The organism is Kribbella sp. NPDC051587, from assembly GCF_044453945.1.
Taxonomy (GTDB): domain Bacteria; phylum Actinomycetota; class Actinomycetes; order Propionibacteriales; family Kribbellaceae; genus Kribbella.
Genome location: NZ_JBITDE010000001.1, coordinates 972,733 through 993,976 on the forward strand (window position 1 = coordinate 972,733; position 21,244 = coordinate 993,976).

Sequence of the window (21,244 nt, forward strand, 5' to 3'; positions counted from 1 at the left end):
TTCAGCCCTTCTGGAACCAGCCCGACTCACCACGGTGGTGTACCTCTGGCAGCTGACGGGGGCTCGTGGGAGCTGCCCAGCCGACAGCATTGGCGATCACCTGCTGCACATCCGCGTGGTGGTAGGTGGGGAACTCCTGGTCGCCGGGGCGGAAGTAGAAGACCCGGCCCTGGCCGCGGCGGTAGGTGCAGCCGGAGCGGAAGACCTCGCCACCGCTGAACGAGCTGATGAAGACCAGTTCGTCGGGCTGCGGGATGTCGAACAGCTCGCCGTACATCTCCTCGCGGTCGATGATCAGCGGGTGCGGGATGCCGCGGGCGATCGGGTGGCCGGGGGCGACGGTCCAGATCAGCTCGCGGTCGTTCTCGGCGCGCCAGTCGAGCGAGCACGTCGTACCCATCAGCTTGATGAAGATCTTGCTGAAGTGCGCGGAGTGCAGTGCGATCAAGCCCATCCCGGACAGCACGTGCTTGTGGACGCGCTCGACGACCGCGTCGTCGACCTGGTCGTGGGCGGCGTGCCCCCACCAGGTCAGGACGTCGGTCTCGGCCAGCACCTCCTCGGTCAGACCGTGCTCGTCCTGCTGCAGCCAAGCAGTCCGTACGACGACGTCCTGGCCGAGCTTGTCGCGCAGCGCGGAGGCGATCGTCTCGTGCATGGTGTCGGGGTAGAGCTTGCGGACGGTCTCGTCACGGCCCTCGTGGACGTTCTCGCCCCAGACGGTGACGCGAATGGGATCAGTCATGCAGCACTACCTCTCGTCCTGCCTTCGCCGAGGCGTAGCAGGCGTCGATGACCTCGGTCCGGAGGAGTGCCTCCGAGCCGTTCTGCCCTTCCCACTCACCACTGCGGACGATCCGGACGAACTCCCGCACCACTGCGCGGTGGCCGAGGCCCGGTCCGGTCGCGGGGCGCACCTCGGCCGGGATACCGGCCACGTCGGTGTAGATCCGCAGCGTGTCGTCGTTCGTGTAGTTCTGGACGTCGATCTTCGCGCCACCCTCGGTACCGAACAGCTCGATGCCGAAGTTGTCCCCCGGCGCCCGGTACGTCGCCCAACTGGTCTCCAACTGCAGCGCGCCGCCACCTTCGAGTCGCAGGTACGCCGTCGCCAGGTCCTCGACCTCGAACTTCGAACCGAGCGTGTCGACCGTCGGGCGTTCCACACTGCTGACGCTGCCCCGGCCACGCGGACCGAGCTCGGCGAACGTGTTGGCCGACACCGTGGTCACCTGCGGCTCGCCGAGCAGGTGCAGTGCCATATCGAGGATGTGGACGCCCAGGTCGATCAGCGGGCCGCCACCGGACAGCTCACGGTTGGTGAACCAGCCGCCCATGCCCGGGATGCCGTTGCGGCGCATCCAGTGCGCCTTGGCGTAGTAGATGCGGCCGAGCTGGCCCTCGTCGATCTGGTGCTTCAGCGCGATGACGTCACCGCGCTCACGGTGGTTGAAGACCACCTTGAGCACCCGGCCGGCCTTCTTGGAGGCCTCCACCATCGCAGTGCCCTCGGCCACCGTCCGGGCCAGCGGCTTCTCCGACAGCACGTGCAGCCCCTTCTCCAGCGCTGCGAGCGCGATCGGGGCGTGCAGCTGCGTCGGCGTACCGATGCTGACCGCGTCCAGGCCGGGGGTCTGGAGCAGGTCCTCCCACTTCTCGTAGAGATGCGGTACGTCGTGCTTCCCACCCAGCGTGGTCAGGAGATCCTTCTCCAGCCCGGCGAGTGCGATCACCTCGACCTCAGGCAGCTCCGAGAACGCTTCCAGGGCGGTTCGGCCGGCAAATCCCAGCCCGACGACTCCGACGCGCAGTTTTTGATCGTTCACAGTTCACGATCCTCTCCCGTGACAACGAAGGTCACAAGGAGCCTTCCACACTACGGAACACGAACGAACACGTTGTGACGCCTAGTCCTCGTCGGCGTCGAACTCCGGGTCGATCTGTTCCGGGGACAGCGCCAGTACGTCGGCCAGCTCGAGCACCAGCGCGGACCGGACCAGCCAGGACAGCCCGGCTCCGGAGCGCTCGGCCCGCAGCTCGATCGGGCGCCGGAAGACCACGATCCGGTACGGCTCGTGCGACGTACCGCCGCTGGCGTGGGTGAGCGGGATCTCGGTCGCGTCCAGCTCGAGATTCGGCACGTCCTCGATGGCGAACTCGACCCGCGCGACGACCTGCGGCAGCCGCTTCTCGAGCCGGGTCACCTCGATCGCGACCACCTCGTCGAACTGGGCAGCGGCCGAGCGCTGCAGCGGCAGACCGCGCGGCGCGAACGAGCTCGGCCGGCTGATCGGTCCGAGCATGCCGCGGCCATGGCGGTCGATGTGCCTGCGATGACGGCGAGCCTCGGTCACGCGCTCAGCCTAGTGGGGGTAACGTCTTGACGTGAGCATCGCCAGGATCTGTTCGCGCGCCGCCTGTCATCAACCGGCCGTTTCGACGCTCACCTACGTCTACGCCGACTCGACCTGTGTGATCGGTCCACTCGCGACGTACGCCGAACCGCACTGCTACGACCTCTGCGCCGACCACGCCGACCGGTTGACCGCTCCGAACGGCTGGGAAGTCATCCGGCTCGCTCCGGACCCGGCCGCCGCCGGACCGTCGACGGACGACCTGGAGGCGCTGGCCAACGCCGTCCGCGAGGCAGCCCGGCCGCTCCCCCGCAGGGAGCCGGGCACCGACATGCCGGGCGCGCCGGTCGAGGTGACCCGCCGCGGTCACCTGCGGATGCTGCGCGACCCCGACGGAAACTAAGGCTTTAGCGCAGAGCGGCCCGTACGTCGGGCTGTGCGCCGAGCTGAGCGCGGAAGACCAGCGACGTGCTCAGCGGCCAGGCGGCCACCTGCGCCGTGTCGTCGTCGTCCAGCTTCTTCGGCGGCATCAGCGTGACGCCCGCAACGACTGTCCCGCGCGTCTGCTCAACCGTCAGGTACGTCGGCCCCGACGCCGCCTTGAGCGCAATCTGCGTCGTCGAACCAGCCACGACATCGACTGCCCGGCTCAACAGCGACTTGCCGGCCGCGTCGTGCAGGTCGAGCTTCACACTCGACGCCTTCCCCGGAGCCGTCACCTGGAAGAGCGCCTGCTCCTTGTGAGCCGGCAGCACCAGGTACGCCGGTCCGGTCAGGACCTCGGCCCCACCGATCGACGCGAAGTCCGAACCGCTCTTGTCGGCCATCCGCAGTGATGCGGCCACCGGCTGGTCCGAAACCAGACTGATCCCGCTCGCGTCCCCGTGCAGCACATCTTCGAGTTTGATCGTGCTGACCGCACCAGCAGGCAGCCGAACCGTCTCCAGGCCAGCCGGCTTGAACGGGCCGTTCGGACCGTTCACCGTCAGGCTGATCGTTGCCTGCAGGTCAGTGGGGTTCACCAGCACCAGCGTGCGCTGTCCAGCACCCGGCGCTGCGCCTGGCACGTAGACCTTGGTCGCCGGTGCTGCTGTCGGGCCGATCCAGTCCACTCCGGCCGGCGTCTTGTCCGCCTTGCTCGCATAGTCCCGCAGAGCCGGAGCGACGCGACCACCGGTCGACACGACGTGCAGCGCCAGGTCCTTCTGGCTCTTGGCGACCTGATCGAGGAACAGTTCGTACGTCGATCGGGCCGGGATCACCAGTCCGCGGGCGTTCGGCAGATCCAGCTGGCCCTTGTTCGAGTAGATCGTCACGTTCACTGCGGCGTTGACGCTGTCCAGGTTGGTCAGCGTGAGCACGTCCCGACGACCAGCCGCGGTGGAGGCGCCGACGTACCAGAAATCGGAGCCGGGCAGCTGGCAAGGTGCACTGGCCATTCCGCTGTTCACACCGGTAGTGGAGGTCGTCGTGCTCGTTCCGACCGTGCCTGCGGCCATGGGGCCGGTGCCCCGGATCGACAGGGTCTCCGGCTTGGCGGTCGCCGTACTGGATCCGATCTTGCCGCGGACCAGTAGTGAGCCGACCGGACCGGAGGTGGTGGCCAGCGGGCTGATCGACAGCGGAGTGGCGTTGCCGCCCGCGGTTGGCGTGTCCTCCGGCAGCACTGGCGCCACGCCGCTGACCACGCTGGTCTGCTTGTCGCCAGTCAGCGCTGGGCAGGCCAGTGCGGTCCGGTTGACGACAGTGCGGGCCGGGGACTGCGACGCGGCTTGCGGATTGACGTCCGGCTGCTTGGGGTGAGTGACGACGGCCAGCCCACCGATCGCGGCCATCGCCAGCACACAGGCGCCGAGCCGGATGCGCGGATCGGACAGCAAGCTGCTCATCGGTCCCTCCTCGCGTGCGTGCCATGCGGTACGGCGACGGTCCGGCGGACTGTCGGCAGACAGAAGATCAGCGCGATGATCCACGCGATCAGACCGAGGATGCGCCACAGGTTGTGGGTCACGTCGCCCAGTGGGGACTTGCCGCCACCGGCCGAGCGGTCGACGAGCCAGGAGGCATCGCCTTCGTTCGCACTGGCACGCGACAAGCCCGGCAGGGAGTCAAGCGTGGACTGCAGCGTCGGGTCCACCGGTGCCGGCAGGTAGACGTAGTCGACGGCCAGTGCAGCCAGCTGACGTCCTTCTTCACCAGAGCCGCCGCCACCCAGGGTCGCCAGCACGTCAGTGAGCGGCTTGATCTGCGCCGGCTTCGGCGCGGCCTCGACCGAACCCATCCGCGGCCCGCCGTCCTTGACCAGCGAGAACCGCATCGGACTACTAGGCGCTTTGCGCACCACCAGAATCGAGTCGTTGGCCGGTGGGCCCTGAGCAGACACCAAATACGCCGGGAGATCCTGGGCCGGCCCGCGCCACAGCGGACCGTCCACGCCACGCACTAGCCAGAAGCCGGCGGTGACGATCGTCGTCACCAGCACGATGCCGAGCACACCCTGGATCAGAAGCTCGTTGGTCTTGCCGACCGAGTCCCACGCCACTGTGACCGCAACAACCCAGCCAGCGGTCATGAGGAACATCAGCGGTCCGCTACCACCGCCCAAGCGGCTTGCGACCAGCGTGCCGATCAGTCCGGCCAGTGCGACGAACCAGCCAAGCAGTTCGTACCGCTGCCGCGACTCACGCAGCAGACTGACCAGCGCCACCACAATCAGCGGTACGGCGAACCACCACGGCGTCGGACCGCCAACCGACGTACCGGTCAGCAGGTGCGGCAGGCTGTCGCCCGGACCGATCGCGGTGGTCGGCTGACCACCCGCCTCCTGTCCCAGCAACGACGGGTGCAGCACCAGCTGGATCGTCCACGGCAGCACCAGCAGCAGACCGAGCACGACCGAGAAGACCAACTGCCGGCCCTGTCGACGCCAGCCCAGACCCAGCACGCCACCGACGGCGAGCGTGACCGCGACCAGTAGGCCAAGGGCAGGAGTGAAGGCGAACAGGACCGCCTGGCAGATACCCGCGAACCATGCGGCTCGCCAACTGCCCTGGATGACGACACGACGTCGCCGCGCCACGGTGTGGACAGCAGCACCGAGCAGGGGCAGCACGATCGCCGCCACCACAGTCCCGAGCCGACCTTGCGTGATCGCGCCGTTCGTAAAGACAGCAATGCCGTACGCCGACGCTCCCCACGCGCGGGCGCCACGGTTGACGATGAACGCCCGCAGCAATGCCCACGAGGCCAGCGCGGCCAGTGGGATCGCACCGAGCAGCAGAACGTTGGCCGCACCCGAAGGTCCGAACATGACGGCGGAGAAGGCCCAGAACTGCGCCAGCCAAGCAGGTGGCGTCACACCGGGCGGTGCGGAAGCTGCGGCATGCCAGAGCGCCGGAAGGCTCTCGTGCGCGGGCAACAACAAGTTGGAACGCAGTACGCCGCTGCCGATCAGACTGCGTGCGGCGATGAACGTCCCGAGGGCCAGCACGACCCAAGCGACCAGGAACGGCCGCCGCATCAGCTGACGACGCCAGCGTGGCTGGTCGACCGCTACCCGCGCGGTGGTCTTCGCACGGCGAGCAGTGGTGACCACCTGCTCTTCCGGCTCGTCCGCCCAGGCTTCACGGATCCGCTCGGAGATGGTGCTGGTGGTCTCCTCCAGGTTGTGCCGCAATGCGTGCACCGACCGGGAGAACAGTCCCTTGATGTCGTCGTACGGGACTCTGTCCAGATTGCGGCGGTCCTTGCGGGCCTGCGTCCAGCCGCCGGCCAGCAGCGTGCCGAGCAGGGCCGTCCACTCGTCGACGGCACCGGACGGCGTCTTGCCGATCAGGAACCAGACCGAGCGCATGATCGTGCCGAGCAGGAACCTGAGGATCAGCAGCGGCAGCAGCTTGCCAGGTGCGTTCGCCAGGACGGTGTAGTACGCGTGGGCGCGGTCGAGCTGGTAGGCGTGCCGGCGGGTACCAGCCAGCGCCCGCTCACCGGTCGCGGCGGCCTGTGCGTGGTAGATGACCGCGTCCGGCGCCACGCCGACCTGGAAGCCGGCCCGGCTCGCGCGCCAGCCGAAGTCGATGTCGTCGCGGAACATCGGCAGCCGCGGGTCGAACCCCTTCAGGGACTCCCAGACGTCGCGACGGACCAGCATGCCGGCCGAGCTGACAGCCAGCACGTTTCGCGGCTGGTCGTGCTGGCCCTGGTCGAGCTCGCCGTTCTCGATCCCGGTGTCACGGCGGCCGCCGAGCGAGGTCGTGACGCCGACCTCGAGCAGATCGCGGTCCCGCGGCCAGAGCCGCAGCTTCGGGCCCCAGATGCCGACCTCGGGCGAAATAGTGGCCTGGAGCAACAACTTCTCCAGCGCCTTCGGGGCGGGCGCACAGTCGTCGTGGAGCAGCCAGAGCCACTCGACCACCGGCATGTGCCCGTCGTCGCCGTACGGCCCGTACGGCGACGGGATCGGCGCGAACCCGACCGCCTCGACGCCACGGGCGACCGCCGTACCGAATCCGGTGCGGGCGGAGACGCTGACGACCGGCTCCACCCCGGGCATCGAGGCGAGCAGTTCGGCGGTCTCGTCGGTGGATCCGGTGTCGACTGCGATCAGCCGGTCCGGACGCGGGTTCAGCGCCCACAAGGCCTCGGACAGCCGCGGCAACCAGGCAGCACCCTCGTGCCCGACCACCACCGCGGTGACGACGTGCCGGACCCGCGGTCGACCCATCGGGTCATCGGTGTGATCGGTGGGGAAGTCGACAGAGTCGAAGAACTCCCAGCCGGCCGGAGCTTCTTGTTCCATGCGGAGCTGTGACACCTCAGTGGTTACGGACGGTCTGGGTCACCATACAGCCGCGTGGGTGACGGCCTGAAAAGTCATGGGAAAGCCGCGGGCCCCGGTGACAGGTCGTCGCCCGGGGCCTCGCGGAAAGCTCAGGTAGTGCATCTTCTTTTGTGAGGTTGTCTAACCCTGTGTGTCTGTTGGCGGTCAGACAGCCTTCTTCTTCAGCTTGCGGCGCTCCCGCTCCGACAGCCCGCCCCAGATTCCGAAGCGCTCGTCGTTGTGGAGTGCGTACTCCAGGCATTCACCTCGGACGTCACACCCGAGGCAGACCTTCTTCGCCTCCCGGGTGGAACCGCCCTTCTCCGGGAAGAAAGCCTCTGGATCGGTCTGGGCGCACAACGCCCGTTCCTGCCAGTTCGGCTCCTCCTCGATCGCCTCACCGTCGACAATCGCCAGTAGCTCTGTCACGGTACGACCTCCTCGACCCTGTTCGTTCCCCTGTACATGTGGGTTTGCGGTCCACATGCCTGACCTCGACCGTCTGGTGTGCTCAAACGGTCCCCGATACCGAGTGTCAACGAACGACACGGTTGAAATTACATTCCTGCAATGCACGAAAGTCAAGCTGTGGTCTGCTATTGGCATCATCCGCAACATGGCTGCAAAACAACGAGAGGCCTGTGTACACAGGCCTCTCGTGTTCATGTGCTACGTACTGAAACGCGATGAAGTTGTTTCGTCAGCAGCTTCGGTAAGGGCTTGCACCCTTACCGCACAGGCATCCTGGGGGTCAGGACGGCTGCGACCACCAGCCCTGCTGGCCCTGGTCGTCCTTCTTCTCGGTGTCGGAAACCCGCGGATCGACGCGGGTCTCGTCGGCGGCCGGCTCGGCGGCCGCGGGCTGCTCGGCAGCCTTCGGCTCCTCGGCCGGAGCGTCCTCAGCCGGCCAGGCCTGCTGCTGCTCACCGGACTGCCAGGTCGGCTGACCCTCCGCCTGCGGCTGCTCGGCGGCGTGACCTGATTGCGACGGCCACTCCTGCTGCGGGTAGTCCTGACCGGACCACTGCTGCTGGCTACCGTCGTTCCACTGCGAGCCCTGCTGCTGCTGCTCCTGAGGCCACTGGTTGCCCTGGGCCTCCTGGCCGCTCCACTGCTGCTGCCCTTCCGAGCTCCACGGCTGGGTCGCCTCGGTGCCCTGGGCACCGGCGGACCACGCCTGCTCGGCGGCCGGCTGGTGCTGCTGGGCCTCGGCCTCACCGGCGGACCAGGTCGGCTGCTGCTCGCCCTGGTTCCAGCTCTGCTCCTGCGGCCACTGCTGCTCGCCCTGACCAGCTGCGTAACCACCCGCGGCACCAGCGGCCGCACCGGCACCGGCTGCGGCGCCATAACCGCCGTACTGGCTCTGCTGGCCCTGCTCGTAGCCCGGCTGGCCGTACTGCGCCTGCTGGCCACTCTGCTGGCCGTACTGGCCGCCCTGTCCACCCTGCTGCCCGTACGGCGCCTGCTGGCCGCCGTACTGGTTGCCGTACTGGCCCTGGGGTGCGAACTGGCCCGGCTTCGGCGCACGCACCGTGGCCGGCAGACCCTGGAAGGTGTTGAAGATGTAGTACCCGACGGCGCCGGTCAGCGCGAGTCCGGCCAGCCCCCAGACGAAGGTGGCGGTCAGCAGGCCACCAGAGCCCTCGGCCGCGAAGACGGAGAACGTTGCGATGAGCCCGACCACTAGCGCCACACCCGTGATCACGAGAGCGACAAGCGTGACGAGGCGGGCGTTCGTCGTACGCTCGCCGGCTTCGTTGACCAGCCACACCGACGCGGCCAGTGTCAGCAGCAGCACGAGGCCACTGACATCGGTCGGTACGAGGCGGGTCTGCGCCCGGCCGGCGTTGATCGCGAACGTGCTGCCGCCGAAGAACAGCAGGATCAGGACCGCCAGCACGGACAGGGCAGCGAAGGCGAGCAGGATGTACGCGACCGGCTCTCTGAGCTTCTTGGTTGCGTCGGTGACCACGAGGGCTCCTCGGGATGTTGGGGGCCGTACAACTGAGCTGTGCGGATGTTCGGACCCACCGCAGCATAGTCGTGCGGTGGCTCGGCGCATTGACGACTCGTGCAGACTCTTCCCATGCGATTGACAGTGCTGGCCGGCGGCGTCGGTGGATCCACCTTCCTCCGCGGGCTCCTGAAGGCCCGCCCCGACGCCCAGATCACCGTGGTGGGGAACACCGCCGATGACATCACCCTGTTCGGACTCCGCGTCTGTCCCGACCTGGACACGGTGATGTACACCCTCGGCAACGGCATCTCGAAAGAGCGCGGCTGGGGCCGTGAGGACGAGACGTGGGTGATCAAGGAGGAGCTCGCCGAGTACGGCGTGGAGCCGACCTGGTTCGGGCTCGGCGACCGCGACGTCGCCACCCACCTGGTCCGGACCCAGATGCTGGACGCCGGCTACGGCCTGACCGCGGTCACCGAGGCCCTGTGCCAGCGGTGGAAGCTGCCGGTGCGGCTGCTGCCGATGAGCGACGACCGGGTCGAGACCCACGTCGTGGTCGACGACCCGGACCAGCCGGGCAAGCGCAAGGCCATCCACTTCCAGGAGTACTGGGTGCGCTGGCACGCCGAGGTCACCGCGCACCAGATCGTCGCCGTCGGCCAGGACAAGGCCAAGCCGGCCCCGGGCGTGCTCGAGGCGATCGCGGACTGCGACGTGCTGCTGATCCCGCCGTCCAACCCGGTGGTCTCGGTCGGCACCATCCTCGGCGTACCGGGGATCCGGGACGCCGTCCGGGAGACCGCCGCCCCGGTGATCGGGCTGTCGCCGATCATCGGTACCGGTCCGGTCCGTGGGATGGCCGACAAGGTGTTGGCCGCGGTCGGCGTCGCCTCGACCGCCTCCGCGGTCGCCCGGTTCTACGGGTCCCGGACGACGGGCGGCGTACTGGACGGCTGGCTGATCGACACCTCGGACTCGATCCAGGCCGATTCGATCGCCGGAGCCGGAATTCACGTGCAGGCGGTGCCGTTGTGGATGACGGACGAGACCACCACCGCCGCGATGGCTGACGCGGCTCTGAACCTCGCGGAGGCCGTACGGCGATGAGGAAACACCTGGAAGTCTTCCCGGTGACCGGACTGCCCGAGGTGGCGGCAGGAGACGACCTGACCGCGCTGATCGGGGACGGGACGGACCTGCGCGACGGAGACGTCGTTTCGGTCACCTCGAAGATCGTCAGCAAGGCAGAGGGGCGGCTGACGTTCGGCACCCGCCAGGAGGCGGTCGACGCCGAGCTGGTGCGGGTCGTGGCGCAGCGTGGCGACACCCGGATCGTTCAGACCCGCCACGGCCTCGTGATGGCGGCTGCGGGGACGGACACCTCCAACACCGCGCCGGGAACCGTCCTGCTGCTGCCTGTGGATCCGGATGCGTCTGCGCGGGCGCTGCGCGAGGCTCTGAAGGCCCGGTACGACGTGAACGTCGGTGTGGTCGTCACGGACACCCTGGGGCGGCCATGGCGCAACGGACAGATCGACCTGGCCATCGGCGCTGCCGGAGTGCGCGTGGTGGAAGACCTCCGCGGTACGACGGACAGTCACGGCAATGTGCTCGCGGTGACGGAGCCGGCGCTGGCTGACGAGATCGCGAGTGCCAGTGAGCTCGTGAAGGGCAAGGCCGACGGCGTACCCGTGGCGGTGCTGCGCGGGCTGGAGGACGTGGTCCTGCCGGCCGGAGAGCACGGTCCTGGCGCTCGGGCGCTGGTGCGAGACGCCGAACACGACATGTTCAGCCTGGGAACGCGTGAGGCCGCGCGGGCCGCCGTACTGGATCGCTCTGCGCCTGCTGGGCCGCGTGAGGTCGATCCGGCGCTGTGGGCCGGGCTGCTGGACGACTTCGAGGACGTCCACCTCACGGTGCTCGACGACGCGATCACAGTCTTCGGCGAGGAGCCGGTGACGGTGGGCGTGATCGCGGAGCGGTTGGCGGTGCTGCTGCACGCCGAGGGCTATGGCGTCAGCGTGCGCATCGGGCCGGGGAGTGAGGCGACGGTCACGTTCGGCTCACGGTCCCGATAGTTTTCTAGGCAACTTCTTAGGTACCTCTCGTACACTGCATGCGCACGGCGGCGACGATGGCCGCCCGGATCCGGGAAGTCCAACACTGTGGGTAAAGCGTCGTCGCAGAAGCAGTCACGCCGCGAGATGATCGAAAAGATGCAGCGCGACCAGGCCAAGTCCGACCGGAACCGGACCGTCCTGATCGTCATCGGCTCGATCATCGTCGGCCTGGCCATCATCGCCTACCCGGCGATCAAACTGATCCAGGACTCCCAGACCAAGGGTCAGGCGGTGAACGAGTTCGGCGTCGCCGCCAGCGCGGCCTCGTGCGACACCCCCACGGACGACAAGGCCGGCGGCACGCAGGACCACAAGCCCGACGGCACGGTCATCATGTACGACCAGTCGCCGCCGTCCTCCGGTCCGCACTACGCGACCTGGGCGCCGTTCGGCAAGAAGTTCTACACCGTCGCCGACCGCCCGCCGGTCTCCAACCTGGTGCACAACCTGGAGCACGGCTACACGATCCTCTGGTACCGCGACACCCTCCCCAAGGAGCAGATCGACCAGATCGAGCAGATCTCCAAGGGCAAGCTCCCCGACACCTCCTTCGGCAAGTTCATCGCGGCCCCCTTCAAGGCCGACGAGGGCAAGCCCTGGCCCGACGGCAAGAACCTCGCCTTCGCCCACTGGTCCGGCAACAAGGAAGGCGCCAAAGACGCCTTCGCCCACCGCCAGTTCTGCGGCTCCGTCAGCGGCGAGGCCCTGAAGAACTTCATGGAGAAGTACCCCGCCACCGACGCCCAAGAGCCCAACGGCGGCTGACAGTTCTTCCACAACACCCCGCAGCTCAGCAGGCTGCGGGGTGTTCTGTTGCCGGGTCCGACCGCGGACTTCCCCCACTCATCAACCCGGGGCCGTCACGCTCAGCCGCTGCCCGAACTCGACCGTTCCACCACGTTGGTGAGTGTCTGGGGTCCGCCTTCCGTTCCTTTTACAGGTACTTGGTGGCGTGGTCGGACTGGACTTGGGCTACCAGGTCCTTGACGCGTTCGCCGTCGGACAGCGGGCAGACCATCGTGACGTCCTTGGTGTGGACGATGATGTGGGAGCGCAGGCCGACGGTGGCGATCAGGTGGTCGGGGTCGTCGGTGACGACGATGTTGTCGTGGGAGTCGAGCAGGCAGGACAGCGTCGTACCGTCGGTGCGGTTGCCGTTGGGGTCGGCGCTGTAGGTGCCGGCCAGGGCGGCCCAGGAGCCGACGTCGAGCCAGTGCACCGGCATCGGTACGACGACCACCTCGGCGTCGACCTTGCCCTGGGATGCGGGCTCCATCACGGCGTAGTCGACGCTGATCTTGCGCAGGTTCGGGTAGATACCGGCCAGCGTCGCCTCACGCTCGGGCGTGTCCCACACGGACGCGACCTGGCGCAGGTTCGCGGCCGACTCCGGCAGCAGTTCGTCGAGAACGCTCAGCACGGTCTCGGCCCGCCAGACGAACATCCCGGAGTTCCACCAGAACCGTCCGGTCGCCAGGTACTCCTCGGCCGTGGCCAGGTCCGGCTTCTCCCGGAACCGGTCCACGACGAAGGCCGCCGTACCGTCGATCGCCGGACCGCGCTCGATGTACCCCAGCCCGGTATGCGGATGCGTCGGCTCGATCCCGAACGTCACCAGCGACCGCGGCCGCTGCTCGACCACCGCGAACCCGTTCTCGATCGCCGCCCGGAACTCGTCCTCCGGGCTGATCAGGTGGTCCGACCCCACGAACGCGACCACCGCGTCCGGGTCGTTCCGCGCGACCACGGCCGACGCGAGACCGACCGCGTTCGCGGTGTCCCGGCGGGCCGGTTCGCCGATGATGGCGTGCGGGCCGAGCTCCGGAAGCTCCTTGCGTACGACGTCGGCGTACGCCCCGACCGTGCACACGTAGATGTTCTCCGGCTCGACGAGTCCTTGCAGCCGGTTGTACGCCACCCGCAGCAGCGACTCACCGGCCGCCAACGGCAGCACCTGCTTCGGCCTGTCGTCCCGGGACAGCGGCCACAGCCGTGTCCCCGAGCCCCCGGCCAGGATCACCACGTTTCGCATGAGGAGGAACCCTACCGGGCCGCGGAAGGTGCCTGCGGCAGCCGCAGGTGCGCGAGGTCCGGCGGCACCGGCGAATCCGACGGCAGGAAGAACGCATCCGACTCCCCGTCGACCCCGGTCGCCGGCGCGTCGGTCAGCCGGAACCGGTCCCGCAGCCGTCCGTAGAAGTCGGTCGGCCGCAACCGCACCAGCCGCAACGGACGCGCCGACCCGTACACCCCGATCCAGTCCCCCGGATCCAGTACGCCGCGCAACTGCCCGTCGATGCTCACCGCCGCCTGCCCCGAATGCGGCAGCACCCGCAGCGCGATCGGCTCATCCGGTGCGGCGATCACACTCCGGTTGAACGTCATGTGCGGCGCCACCGGCGTGAACACGATCGCGTTCGTGTTCGGCGACAAGATCGGCCCACCCGCCGCGAAGCTGTACGCCGTCGACCCGGTCGGCGTCGCCACGATCACCGCATCCGCCGAGTACGACGCCAGCAACCGCCCGGCCAGATAAACCCCGAGCGCCACCTGGTGATCCCGCGCCAGCTTCTCCAGTACGACGTCGTTCAGCGCCGTCACGTCGAGCGCGACGCCCCACCCGTTGCCCTCAGTACTCTCCGGCCGAACCGCCGGCGGCGGCAACGCCGGCCCGTGCCCGTACCGCAGCAGCGACTCGATCCCATCCGGAATCTCGAGCGCCCGCGAAGCCCGCATCGTGAGCGTCATCCGCTCCTCGATCGTCGCCCCACCGTGGTGCACCGCCTCCAGCGCCGCCTCCACGTCCTTGCACGCGACCTCGGTCAGAAACCCGACCTTCCCCAGGTCCACCCCCAGTACGGCGGCATTGTTCTTCGCCGCGATCCGGGCACCCCGCAGGAACGTCCCGTCCCCACCCAGCGTCACCACCAGATCCGGGTCCCCCGCATGATGCAGCTCGGCCATCCCGCTCCGCCGGCCCTCATGGTCCTTCCACACGTCGATATCGGTACACCCGATCCCGTGCTCATCAGCCCAGGCCCGCACCGTCTCCGCCGTCCGGACGGCCATCTCCCGCCCCTGGTGAACCACAAGCCCGATCCGCTCAACCACGCCGCACCCTCCTCAGCCCACAGATGTGCCAACGGTAGCTGGCGGACTCGAGGGAGGTGGTGGGCTCGAGGGAGGTGGTGGGCTGGCCTGAGGTCGCTCGCCCAGCTCAAGCCGCCTGCTCGGCTGACCTGCTCCGCCTACCACCTGAGCCCCACCCACGCGCCCATCCCACCTCATCCGCCTACCACCCGAGCCCCGCCCGCCCGCGCACCCATCCCACCTCATCCGCGTCCAGCAAGCAGCGTGCACGCGACGAAGGAGCGGGCTAAGCAGCGGCGATGACGGATGAACAGTTCGATGGGATTGCTCTCTAAAGGAAGCGGCGGCGGCCGCGTCGAAGGGCGGGTGGGGCAGCTGGGCTCTCAGCGAGAGGTATCAGCCGCATCCTCAGACCGGCGCTCCGGTGATTTTGCCGCGGCGCTGACGATCGGGTCGGTCTCGTCGTCGAACTCGCCGATCACCTGCTCCAGCAGGTCCTCGAGAGCCACCACGCCCAGCGGTTCGGCGCCTGTGCAGACGACGGCCAGTTGAGACCGCTGGTCCCGCATCGTCCGGATCGCGGTGGCAACTGGAGTCGCCGGAGCGAGGTTCAGAGGCGCGGTCATCAGCTCGGCGGCGGTGAGCGTCGTACCGCCGCCGGTGGTGGCGCGGGCGGCGTCGCGGACGTGCACGATGCCGCAGATCGTCGTACCGGTCATGACGGCGAGGCGGGAGCGGCCTTCGCGTCGGCTGGTCAGTTCGACCTCGCGGGCGCTGGCCGTCGACGCGACCGTGGCGAGGCGCTCCATCGGCACCATCACCTGGGAGATCGTGATGTTCTGCAGGGCGAGCATCGCGGTCAGCAGTTCGTGCTCAGGCTCCTCCAGCGTGCCGTGCTCACGGGACGACTCGATCAGCAGCCGGAGCTCGTCGGGACCGTGAGCGCTCGCCAGCTCGTTCTGCGGAGCGACGCCGACCAGGCGGACACACAGGTTGGCGACCCAGTTCAGGCCGAGCAGGAGCGGGCGAACGACGTACGTGAAACCGCGGAACGGCATCGCCAACGCCTGAGCCGCGCGCTCCGGGTTGCTGATCGCCCACGACTTCGGCGCCATCTCGCCGAAGAGGACGTGCAGCAGGCCGATCCCGACGACCGCGATGATCAGCGCGATCACATGCCCAACGGCTTCGGGGATGTGCACGAGTTCGAACAACGGATGCAGCAGATGCGCGACAGCGGGTTCACTCAGCGAGCCGAGACCCAGGGTGCACAACGTGATCCCGAGCTGCGCGCCGGCGAGCATCAACGACAGTTCGCTGATCCCGGCGATCGCGGCGCGGGCTGACCGGTTCCCGTTCGCCGCGGCCTCTTCCAGCCGGTGCCGCTTGGACGCGACCAGCGCGAACTCGGCCGCCACGAAGAACCCGTTCAGCGCGAGCAGGCCGACCGAGATGATCAGAGCGAGCGTCGTACTCATGCGGTCCGCTCCATCACGACAAGACCGGGCACCCGGCGCTCCAGTGTCTGTACGACGAGTTTGACGAACTCGGCCGGAATCGACCGACCCTCGTGGTCGAGCCGATGCGGAAGCTCGATCACCACCTCGTCACCGACGACCGGAATCCGGCCGAGCCGCGCCATCACCAGCCCGGACACGGTCTCGTAGTCGTCGTCCTCGGGGAGCGCGATCCCGGTCGCCTCCTCCACCTCGTCGAGCCGCCAACGCGCCGGCAGCACCCACGACCCGTCACCGCCTTGGACCGGCGAAGTCTCCGGCAGGTCGTCCTCGTCCCGGATCGCGCCGACCAGCTCCTCGGCGATGTCCTCCAACGTGACGATGCCCGCGAAACCGCCGTACTCGTCGACCACGATCGCGAGCTGGCGGTGCGACGTACGGAGTCGTTCGAGGACGACGGGCAGCGGCAGCGTCGACGGTACGACGACCGGCGGGGAAGCGAGTGAGCCGACGGTCACGTGGCCGCGGTCGGCGGGTTCGACCTCGACGACATCGCCGATCGCGATCACGCCGACCACCTCGTCCACCGAACCCGCGATCACCGGGAACCGGCTGTGCCCGGTGTCCTGCAGGTCGACGACTCTCGTCAGGGGGTCGTCCTCATGCACGGTGACCACATCGACCCGCGGCACCATCGCCTGCTCCGCGATCCGGCCGCGGAAGTCCAGACCGCGATCGAGCAGCCGCATCGTGTCCTCGTCGAGCAGCCCTTGCTCGTACGACGTGACGATGATCCGGTCCAGCTCCTGAGCGGTGGCACCCTGCGGTAGCTCCTCGACGGGTTCGATCCCGACCCGGCGCAGGATCCGGTTCGACGCGGCGTCGAAGACGCGGATGATCGGGCCGGCGATCGTCAGGTACATCAGCGTCGACCGCGACAACCGGAGCGCGATCGCCTCCGCCTTCGCGATCGCCAGGTTCTTCGGCGCCAGCTCGCCCAGCACCATCTGGATCACGGTCGCCAGCAGCAGCGCCAGAATCACCGACACCGAAACACTGACCGCCTCCGGCACCCCGGCGGACCCGAGCACCTTCTCGAGGCCCTCGCCCAGATACGGCTCGGCGAAGTACCCCGCCAGCAGCGCGGTCACCGTGATCCCGACCTGCGACCCCGACAACACGAACGACAGCCGCGACGTCACCTTCAGCGCCCGCACCGCCGCCGCATCCCCCGCGTCGGCCAGCGTCCGCAGGCGGCTCCGGTCCACCGCCACGTACGCGAACTCCTGTGACACGAAGTAGCCAGTGGCAACAGTCAGCACCAGGATCAGTCCCAGGCCGCCCAGAATCAGCATGCCCCGACCCTAGTCAATCCCCCGTCCAACGCCCCCGCCGCCGTGCTGTCCGTCCACCAGGCGGCCCGGGAGCGCAGTCACCTCCAGCCGCGTGATCCGACGGCTACGGCTGGTGGTCGGTGGGGGCGTGATTCCCGGCGCGGCGGCGACCGGCGCCCCGGCGACTACGGCTGGTGGTCGGTGGGGGCCTGGTTCACGGCAGGCGGCGCGGCGGCGGTCGGGGAAGCCACTGGCGGCGCGGCGGCCACAGGCGGTGCGGCGGCGACTGGAGCCGCGACGGCGGGGGTGTCGTCGCTGTCGTTCTGTACCTTCTTGAACTCCTTCATCGCCTGCGCGGCACTCCGCGTGAGCTCCGGGAGCTTCTTCGCTCCGAAGAGCAGCACCACGATGATGAGGAGGACGACCCATTCGCCGCCTTCGGGCAGCGCGAGCAGTGGAGCCATGACCCAGCCTTCTTTCCGGTAGTCCCCCACCAAGCTACGTCGGTCTGGCGAACGTAGGGTGGGCCATATGTCACAGGTTCTGCCCGAGCTTTTCGCCGCTGCGGTCCGCCGGGACGGGGCGAGCCCCTTCCTCACCTACTACGACGACGAGACCGGTGAGCGGATCGAGCTCAGTGCGGTGACCACCGCGAACTGGGTGGCCAAGACCGCCAACCTGCTCGTCGACGAGTACGACCTGGAGCCCGACGAGACCGTCGCGATCGGATTGCCGCCGCACTGGCTGGGCGTGGTCTGGGCGCTGGCGACCTGGTCGGCCGGGGCCGCGCTCACCTCGAAGACCGGCGCCCTCGCGATCACCGGGCCCGACTTCGCCGTCCGTGGCGAGCGGGAGACGATCGCGTCCGCGCTCCTGCCGCTCGGCGGCCGGTTCCGCGCACCGATTCCGGAGGGCATCCAGGACTACGGCGCCGAGGTCTACAACCACCCCGACCTCTTCGTCCCGTTCAACCCGCCGACCGCGGAGTCCCCGGCGTACGACGAACTCACGCACGCCGACCTGATCGGTACGGCGGAACCGATCGCCGACCGCATCCTGACCACTCGCGACCTGACGACCCGCGACGGAATTAGGGTCTTGATCGGGGCGATCATCGGCGGCGGCTCGATCGTGTTGTGCCGCCACCTGGACGCCACGAAACTCGACCGCCGGGTGGCGGACGAGAAGGTCGATCGAGTCCTGGAGGACTAGTGCAGCGGTTCGAGGGTCGGGTAGCGCTCGTCACGGCGGGTGCCCAGGGGATCGGCGCGGCGGTGGTACGGCGGATCGCGGCCGAGGGCGGTTCGGTGGTGATCACCGATCTGCAGGAGGACAAGATCGGCGAGCTCGCGGCCGAGCTCGGCGAGCAGGCGATCGGGGTCCGCACCGACGTCACGAACCGCGCCGATGTGGACGCCGCGGTGGCGGCCGCGGTCGAGCGGTTCGGCCGGCTGGACGTGGTCGTCAACAACGCGGGCGGGTGCATCGTCACGAGCGTTCCCGAGGACACCACGGACGAGGACTGGCACCGCCAGCTCGACCTGACCCTGGTCGGCGCCTCACGCTGCATCCAGGCCGCCCTCCCGCATCTCGTCAAGAGCCGCGGCAACGTGGTCACGATCAGCTCGGTCAACGGGCTCGCCGCCTTCGGCAACGTCGAGTACTCCGCGGCCAAGGCCGGTCAGATCGCGATGACCCTCAACTACGCCTCCCGGTACGGCGATCTCGGCGTCCGCTTCAATGTCGTTGCCCCCGGCACCATTCGCACGCCGAACTGGGACAACCAGCAGGACACCCTGGAGCGGTTCGCCAAGATGTACCCGCTCGGCCGGGTCGGCGAGCCCGAGGACATCGCCGCCGCGGTCGCGTTCCTTGCCTCCGACGACGCCTCCTGGATCACCGGCCACACGCTCCCGGTCGAGGGTGGCGTGCTGACCGGTCCGGTCCTGGTCAACCTCAGCACCTCAGGACACGCGAAGAAGGAGTACTAGAAGTTCAGCCAGTAGGCGACCCGCAACGGCAACCCCGGTACGGCGACCCCGAACCACGCCCCGCGTGCGATCAAGCAGCCGCCGCGATGCCGTCGTACCGACTGCAGAACCACTGAGCCGAGCACCAGCGCAACCAGCACCCCGAGCAGCGCGCTTCCGAAGACGGTCCAACCGCCGAGGAGTGAGCCGACGCCGAGCGCGATCCATACGAGACCACCGATGAACGACGCGGGACTGTACGCCGAGTCCCGCGTCCGCCACGGCTGCCGAACGCGCACCCCACACGGGCACGCGGCCGGCTCGTCATTCATGACCGGACTGTAGAGGCTCAGCGGTTGGCGGGCCAGGCCTTCCAGGACGACGCGAACATCTCGTCGACCGTGTGCGTGTTCTTCCAGCCGAGGTCGCGCGCCGCCAACTCGCCCTGCGCCACAACGCGCGACGGGTCACCCGGCCGGCGCGGACCTTCGGTCGGGGTGAAGTCGATGCCGGTGACCCGGCGGGCGGCGTCCATGATCTGGCGGACCGACGTACCGGTCCCGCTCCCCAGGTTGTAGACGGGTTCGAGCGCCGTACCGGCGTCCAGCGCACGTGCCGCCGCGACGTGGGCACGCGCGAGGTCGGCGACGTCCACGTAGTCCTTCACCGACGTACCGTCCGGGGTCGGATGGTCGGTGCCGTAGATCTGCGGCACCTTCCCCTGCGAGAGCAGGTTGCACACGATCGGGAACAGGTTGTACGGGCTGGCGTCGTACACGACCGGGTCCCCGGAGCCGACCACATTGAAGTACCGCAACGAGGTGTGGTTGAGGTCGCCCGCCTTGGCCTGGTCGCGCAGCAACCACTCGCCGATCAGCTTCGTCTCCCCGTACGGCGATTCCGGCGCGGGCGCGGTCTCCTCCGTCACCGTCTCGACCTTCGGCGTGCCGTAAACCCCCGCGCTGGACGAGAACACCATGTTCCGCACGCCCTGCGCGTCCATCGCCTCCAGCAACGAAACCATCGCCGACACGTTCTGCGTGTAGGTGTGCAACGGCCGATCGACCGAAACCCCGGCGTACTTGAACCCCGCCAGGTGCACCACCCCACTCACCCCCTCGAGCGCTCCCCGCACCGCCGCGCCGTCCAGCAGATTCGCCTGTACGAACGGAACCCCGTCCAGCACGAACTCCGCCTTCCCACTCGACAGGTCATCGACCACCACCACATCGATGCCATCAGCAAGGAACGCCCGCACCACATGCGCCCCGATGTACCCAGCCCCGCCACTCACCAGCCATGTCATACAACGATCTTCGCACCCCCGCCCCCAGCTCCTCCGCCGAAACGGGCCGATCCCGTACCACGCCGCGTACACCGCCGACACCACCCGACGGACCGGGCCGCCGTACCGGGGGCTTGAACAGGAAACGGTGGGCCACCACAGGTCATACCTTGTTCAAACCCACCACGCCATGGGTTGCGGGGCTAGCGGGTGAGGGTGGCGAGCCAGAAGTAGGTGAGGTCGGTACGGCGAACCGCGGCAGGGGCCACGTCGGCCTCGAACTGGGAGGGGGTGGGGAAGTTCTTCAGGATCTCGAACTCGCGGCCGTCTGAGAGGCGGCGGGTTTGGTAGGTGTCCCCGTCCACGCTCGTCCGGGTGATCGGGGAGCTGCTGCCGTCGACGTACCGGTTGTCGGCGAGGATCACCAGTTCGGCTTGCTCGAGCAGGCCGCGGACGAAGCGCCGTACGTCGGCTCGCGGCACGTGGGACCAGAAGAAGCCGGCGAAGATCGCGTCGAACTCACCCGGGATCGGGGCGAAGGCGTCGGCGGTCGCGAACGTGACGTCACCGGCGGAGGAGCGCGTGCGGGCGATCGCGAGCGTCTCCTCGTTGATGTCCGTCGCGTGCACCGAGCGGGCAGACGACGCCAGCGCAGTCGTCCAGTAGCCCGTACCGCAGGCGATCTCCAGGACCGAACGTCCCGCAACGAGCGACGGCAGGAGGCCTCGCAACGTGGCGAGATCCTCCTGCCGTTCGGGCTTCTCGTAGATCTTGTCGTACTCCGCAGCGCGCTCGCGGTAGTAGTCCTTCATGGTCGCTCCCTCCGGACGGAGGTCCGAGCGACCCAGACATCAGAAC

The 21,244-nt window shown here is 68.6% G+C and carries 21 protein-coding genes; 6 read left to right on the forward strand and 15 right to left on the reverse strand.

Annotated elements, in window-relative coordinates:
* Window position 1: 1 nt before the first annotated feature.
* The 3 genes from ACIA49_RS04675 to ACIA49_RS04685 all read right to left on the reverse strand — a co-directional run bounded on the left by ACIA49_RS04675 (window position 2) and on the right by ACIA49_RS04685 (window position 2,354).
* Window positions 2–745: a ThuA domain-containing protein gene (locus tag ACIA49_RS04675; protein WP_396375728.1), complete on the reverse strand. Its 744-nt coding sequence runs from the start codon at window positions 743–745 to the stop codon at window positions 2–4.
* On the reverse strand, window positions 738–1,826 hold the full coding sequence (locus tag ACIA49_RS04680) for a Gfo/Idh/MocA family protein (RefSeq protein WP_396375729.1): 1,089 nt from the start codon (window positions 1,824–1,826) through the stop codon (window positions 738–740). Before ACIA49_RS04680 ends, ACIA49_RS04675 begins: the two co-directional genes overlap by 8 nt.
* A gap of 81 nt (window positions 1,827–1,907) precedes the next feature.
* A complete protein-coding gene (locus ACIA49_RS04685) occupies window positions 1,908–2,354 on the reverse strand; it encodes a metallopeptidase family protein (protein WP_396375730.1) in 447 nt (148 codons plus the stop codon).
* A 31-nt stretch (window positions 2,355–2,385) separates the two neighbouring features.
* Between ACIA49_RS04685 and ACIA49_RS04690 the strand changes: the two genes are divergently transcribed.
* Window positions 2,386–2,757 (forward strand): DUF3499 domain-containing protein, encoded by a 372-nt coding sequence (locus ACIA49_RS04690; RefSeq protein ID WP_391548940.1) that lies wholly within the window; start codon window positions 2,386–2,388, stop codon window positions 2,755–2,757.
* Between the two features lie 4 nt (window positions 2,758–2,761).
* Here the strand turns inward: ACIA49_RS04690 and ACIA49_RS04695 are convergent, their stop codons facing one another.
* From ACIA49_RS04695 to ACIA49_RS04710, 4 genes are all read right to left on the reverse strand, one after another.
* On the reverse strand, window positions 2,762–4,243 hold the full coding sequence (locus tag ACIA49_RS04695; protein WP_396375731.1) for a DUF5719 family protein: 1,482 nt from the start codon (window positions 4,241–4,243) through the stop codon (window positions 2,762–2,764).
* Window positions 4,240–7,152 (reverse strand): glycosyltransferase, encoded by a 2,913-nt coding sequence (locus ACIA49_RS04700; RefSeq protein WP_396375732.1) that lies wholly within the window; start codon window positions 7,150–7,152, stop codon window positions 4,240–4,242. Before ACIA49_RS04700 ends, ACIA49_RS04695 begins: the two co-directional genes overlap by 4 nt.
* A 186-nt stretch (window positions 7,153–7,338) precedes the next feature.
* Window positions 7,339–7,590: a WhiB family transcriptional regulator gene (locus ACIA49_RS04705; protein WP_203589828.1), complete on the reverse strand. Its 252-nt coding sequence runs from the start codon at window positions 7,588–7,590 to the stop codon at window positions 7,339–7,341.
* Window positions 7,591–7,924: 334 nt separating this feature from the next.
* Entirely contained in the window at window positions 7,925–9,145 is a 1,221-nt protein-coding gene (locus ACIA49_RS04710) for a hypothetical protein (protein WP_396375733.1), read from the reverse strand.
* A 114-nt stretch (window positions 9,146–9,259) separates the two neighbouring features.
* On the opposite strand from ACIA49_RS04710, the gene cofD reads away from it, so the two are divergent.
* The 3 genes from cofD to ACIA49_RS04725 all read left to right on the forward strand — a co-directional run bounded on the left by cofD (window position 9,260) and on the right by ACIA49_RS04725 (window position 12,015).
* The gene (gene cofD, locus ACIA49_RS04715) at window positions 9,260–10,237 is read left to right on the forward strand and encodes a 2-phospho-L-lactate transferase (RefSeq protein WP_396375734.1); all 978 of its coding nucleotides are present in this window, start codon (window positions 9,260–9,262) and stop codon (window positions 10,235–10,237) included.
* Window positions 10,234–11,208 (forward strand): coenzyme F420-0:L-glutamate ligase, encoded by a 975-nt coding sequence (locus ACIA49_RS04720; RefSeq protein WP_396375735.1) that lies wholly within the window; start codon window positions 10,234–10,236, stop codon window positions 11,206–11,208. The genes cofD and ACIA49_RS04720 overlap by 4 nt, the downstream gene beginning before the upstream one ends.
* A 138-nt stretch (window positions 11,209–11,346) precedes the next feature.
* Window positions 11,347–12,015, forward strand: a complete 669-nt coding sequence (locus ACIA49_RS04725) for a DUF3105 domain-containing protein (RefSeq protein WP_396375736.1) — start codon at window positions 11,347–11,349, stop codon at window positions 12,013–12,015.
* Between the two features lie 169 nt (window positions 12,016–12,184).
* Here ACIA49_RS04725 and ACIA49_RS04730 read toward each other — a convergent pair whose 3' ends face one another.
* From ACIA49_RS04730 to ACIA49_RS04750, 5 genes are all read right to left on the reverse strand, one after another.
* Window positions 12,185–13,282 carry a mannose-1-phosphate guanylyltransferase gene (locus tag ACIA49_RS04730; RefSeq protein WP_396375737.1) on the reverse strand — a complete coding sequence of 366 codons (1,098 nt, stop codon included), beginning with the start codon at window positions 13,280–13,282 and terminating at the stop codon, window positions 12,185–12,187.
* Between the two features lie 11 nt (window positions 13,283–13,293).
* Window positions 13,294–14,361, reverse strand: a complete 1,068-nt coding sequence (locus tag ACIA49_RS04735; protein WP_396375738.1) for an NAD(+)/NADH kinase — start codon at window positions 14,359–14,361, stop codon at window positions 13,294–13,296.
* A 362-nt stretch (window positions 14,362–14,723) separates the two neighbouring features.
* Window positions 14,724–15,818, reverse strand: a complete 1,095-nt coding sequence (locus ACIA49_RS04740) for a hemolysin family protein (RefSeq protein ID WP_396375739.1) — start codon at window positions 15,816–15,818, stop codon at window positions 14,724–14,726.
* Entirely contained in the window at window positions 15,815–17,152 is a 1,338-nt protein-coding gene (locus ACIA49_RS04745) for a hemolysin family protein (protein WP_396375740.1), read from the reverse strand. Before ACIA49_RS04745 ends, ACIA49_RS04740 begins: the two co-directional genes overlap by 4 nt.
* 164 nt (window positions 17,153–17,316) lie before the next feature.
* A complete protein-coding gene (locus ACIA49_RS04750) occupies window positions 17,317–17,595 on the reverse strand; it encodes a twin-arginine translocase TatA/TatE family subunit (protein WP_396375741.1) in 279 nt (92 codons plus the stop codon).
* A gap of 67 nt (window positions 17,596–17,662) precedes the next feature.
* On the opposite strand from ACIA49_RS04750, the gene ACIA49_RS04755 reads away from it, so the two are divergent.
* Window positions 17,663–18,343 carry a TIGR03089 family protein gene (locus tag ACIA49_RS04755; protein WP_396375742.1) on the forward strand — a complete coding sequence of 227 codons (681 nt, stop codon included), beginning with the start codon at window positions 17,663–17,665 and terminating at the stop codon, window positions 18,341–18,343.
* Window positions 18,343–19,122, forward strand: a complete 780-nt coding sequence (locus tag ACIA49_RS04760) for an SDR family NAD(P)-dependent oxidoreductase (protein WP_396375743.1) — start codon at window positions 18,343–18,345, stop codon at window positions 19,120–19,122. Before ACIA49_RS04755 ends, ACIA49_RS04760 begins: the two co-directional genes overlap by 1 nt.
* On the opposite strand, the gene ACIA49_RS04765 is transcribed toward ACIA49_RS04760, so the two are convergent.
* From ACIA49_RS04765 to ACIA49_RS04775, 3 genes are all read right to left on the reverse strand, one after another.
* Window positions 19,119–19,433 (reverse strand): hypothetical protein, encoded by a 315-nt coding sequence (locus ACIA49_RS04765; RefSeq protein WP_396375744.1) that lies wholly within the window; start codon window positions 19,431–19,433, stop codon window positions 19,119–19,121. The genes ACIA49_RS04760 and ACIA49_RS04765 overlap by 4 nt on opposite strands.
* Before the next feature lie 17 nt (window positions 19,434–19,450).
* Window positions 19,451–20,407: a UDP-glucose 4-epimerase GalE gene (galE, locus tag ACIA49_RS04770; RefSeq protein ID WP_396375745.1), complete on the reverse strand. Its 957-nt coding sequence runs from the start codon at window positions 20,405–20,407 to the stop codon at window positions 19,451–19,453.
* Window positions 20,408–20,589: 182 nt separating this feature from the next.
* On the reverse strand, window positions 20,590–21,198 hold the full coding sequence (locus ACIA49_RS04775; protein ID WP_396375746.1) for a class I SAM-dependent methyltransferase: 609 nt from the start codon (window positions 21,196–21,198) through the stop codon (window positions 20,590–20,592).
* Window positions 21,199–21,244: the final 46 nt, after the last annotated feature.

Coding starts and splice junctions, on each gene's coding strand:
- ACIA49_RS04675 (WP_396375728.1), bottom strand. CDS start 745: ATGACTGATCCCATTCGCGTCACCGTCTGGGGCGAGAACGTCCACGAG.
- ACIA49_RS04695 (WP_396375731.1), bottom strand. CDS start 4,243: ATGAGCAGCTTGCTGTCCGATCCGCGCATCCGGCTCGGCGCCTGTGTG.
- ACIA49_RS04700 (WP_396375732.1), bottom strand. CDS start 7,152: ATGGAACAAGAAGCTCCGGCCGGCTGGGAGTTCTTCGACTCTGTCGAC.
- cofD (WP_396375734.1), top strand. CDS start 9,260: ATGCGATTGACAGTGCTGGCCGGCGGCGTCGGTGGATCCACCTTCCTC.
- ACIA49_RS04720 (WP_396375735.1), top strand. CDS start 10,234: ATGAGGAAACACCTGGAAGTCTTCCCGGTGACCGGACTGCCCGAGGTG.
- ACIA49_RS04725 (WP_396375736.1), top strand. CDS start 11,347: ATGCAGCGCGACCAGGCCAAGTCCGACCGGAACCGGACCGTCCTGATC.
- ACIA49_RS04730 (WP_396375737.1), bottom strand. CDS start 13,282: ATGCGAAACGTGGTGATCCTGGCCGGGGGCTCGGGGACACGGCTGTGG.
- ACIA49_RS04740 (WP_396375739.1), bottom strand. CDS start 15,818: ATGAGTACGACGCTCGCTCTGATCATCTCGGTCGGCCTGCTCGCGCTG.
- ACIA49_RS04745 (WP_396375740.1), bottom strand. CDS start 17,152: ATGCTGATTCTGGGCGGCCTGGGACTGATCCTGGTGCTGACTGTTGCC.
- ACIA49_RS04750 (WP_396375741.1), bottom strand. CDS start 17,595: ATGGCTCCACTGCTCGCGCTGCCCGAAGGCGGCGAATGGGTCGTCCTC.
- ACIA49_RS04755 (WP_396375742.1), top strand. CDS start 17,663: ATGTCACAGGTTCTGCCCGAGCTTTTCGCCGCTGCGGTCCGCCGGGAC.
- ACIA49_RS04765 (WP_396375744.1), bottom strand. CDS start 19,433: ATGAATGACGAGCCGGCCGCGTGCCCGTGTGGGGTGCGCGTTCGGCAG.
- galE (WP_396375745.1), bottom strand. CDS start 20,407: ATGACATGGCTGGTGAGTGGCGGGGCTGGGTACATCGGGGCGCATGTG.
- ACIA49_RS04775 (WP_396375746.1), bottom strand. CDS start 21,198: ATGAAGGACTACTACCGCGAGCGCGCTGCGGAGTACGACAAGATCTAC.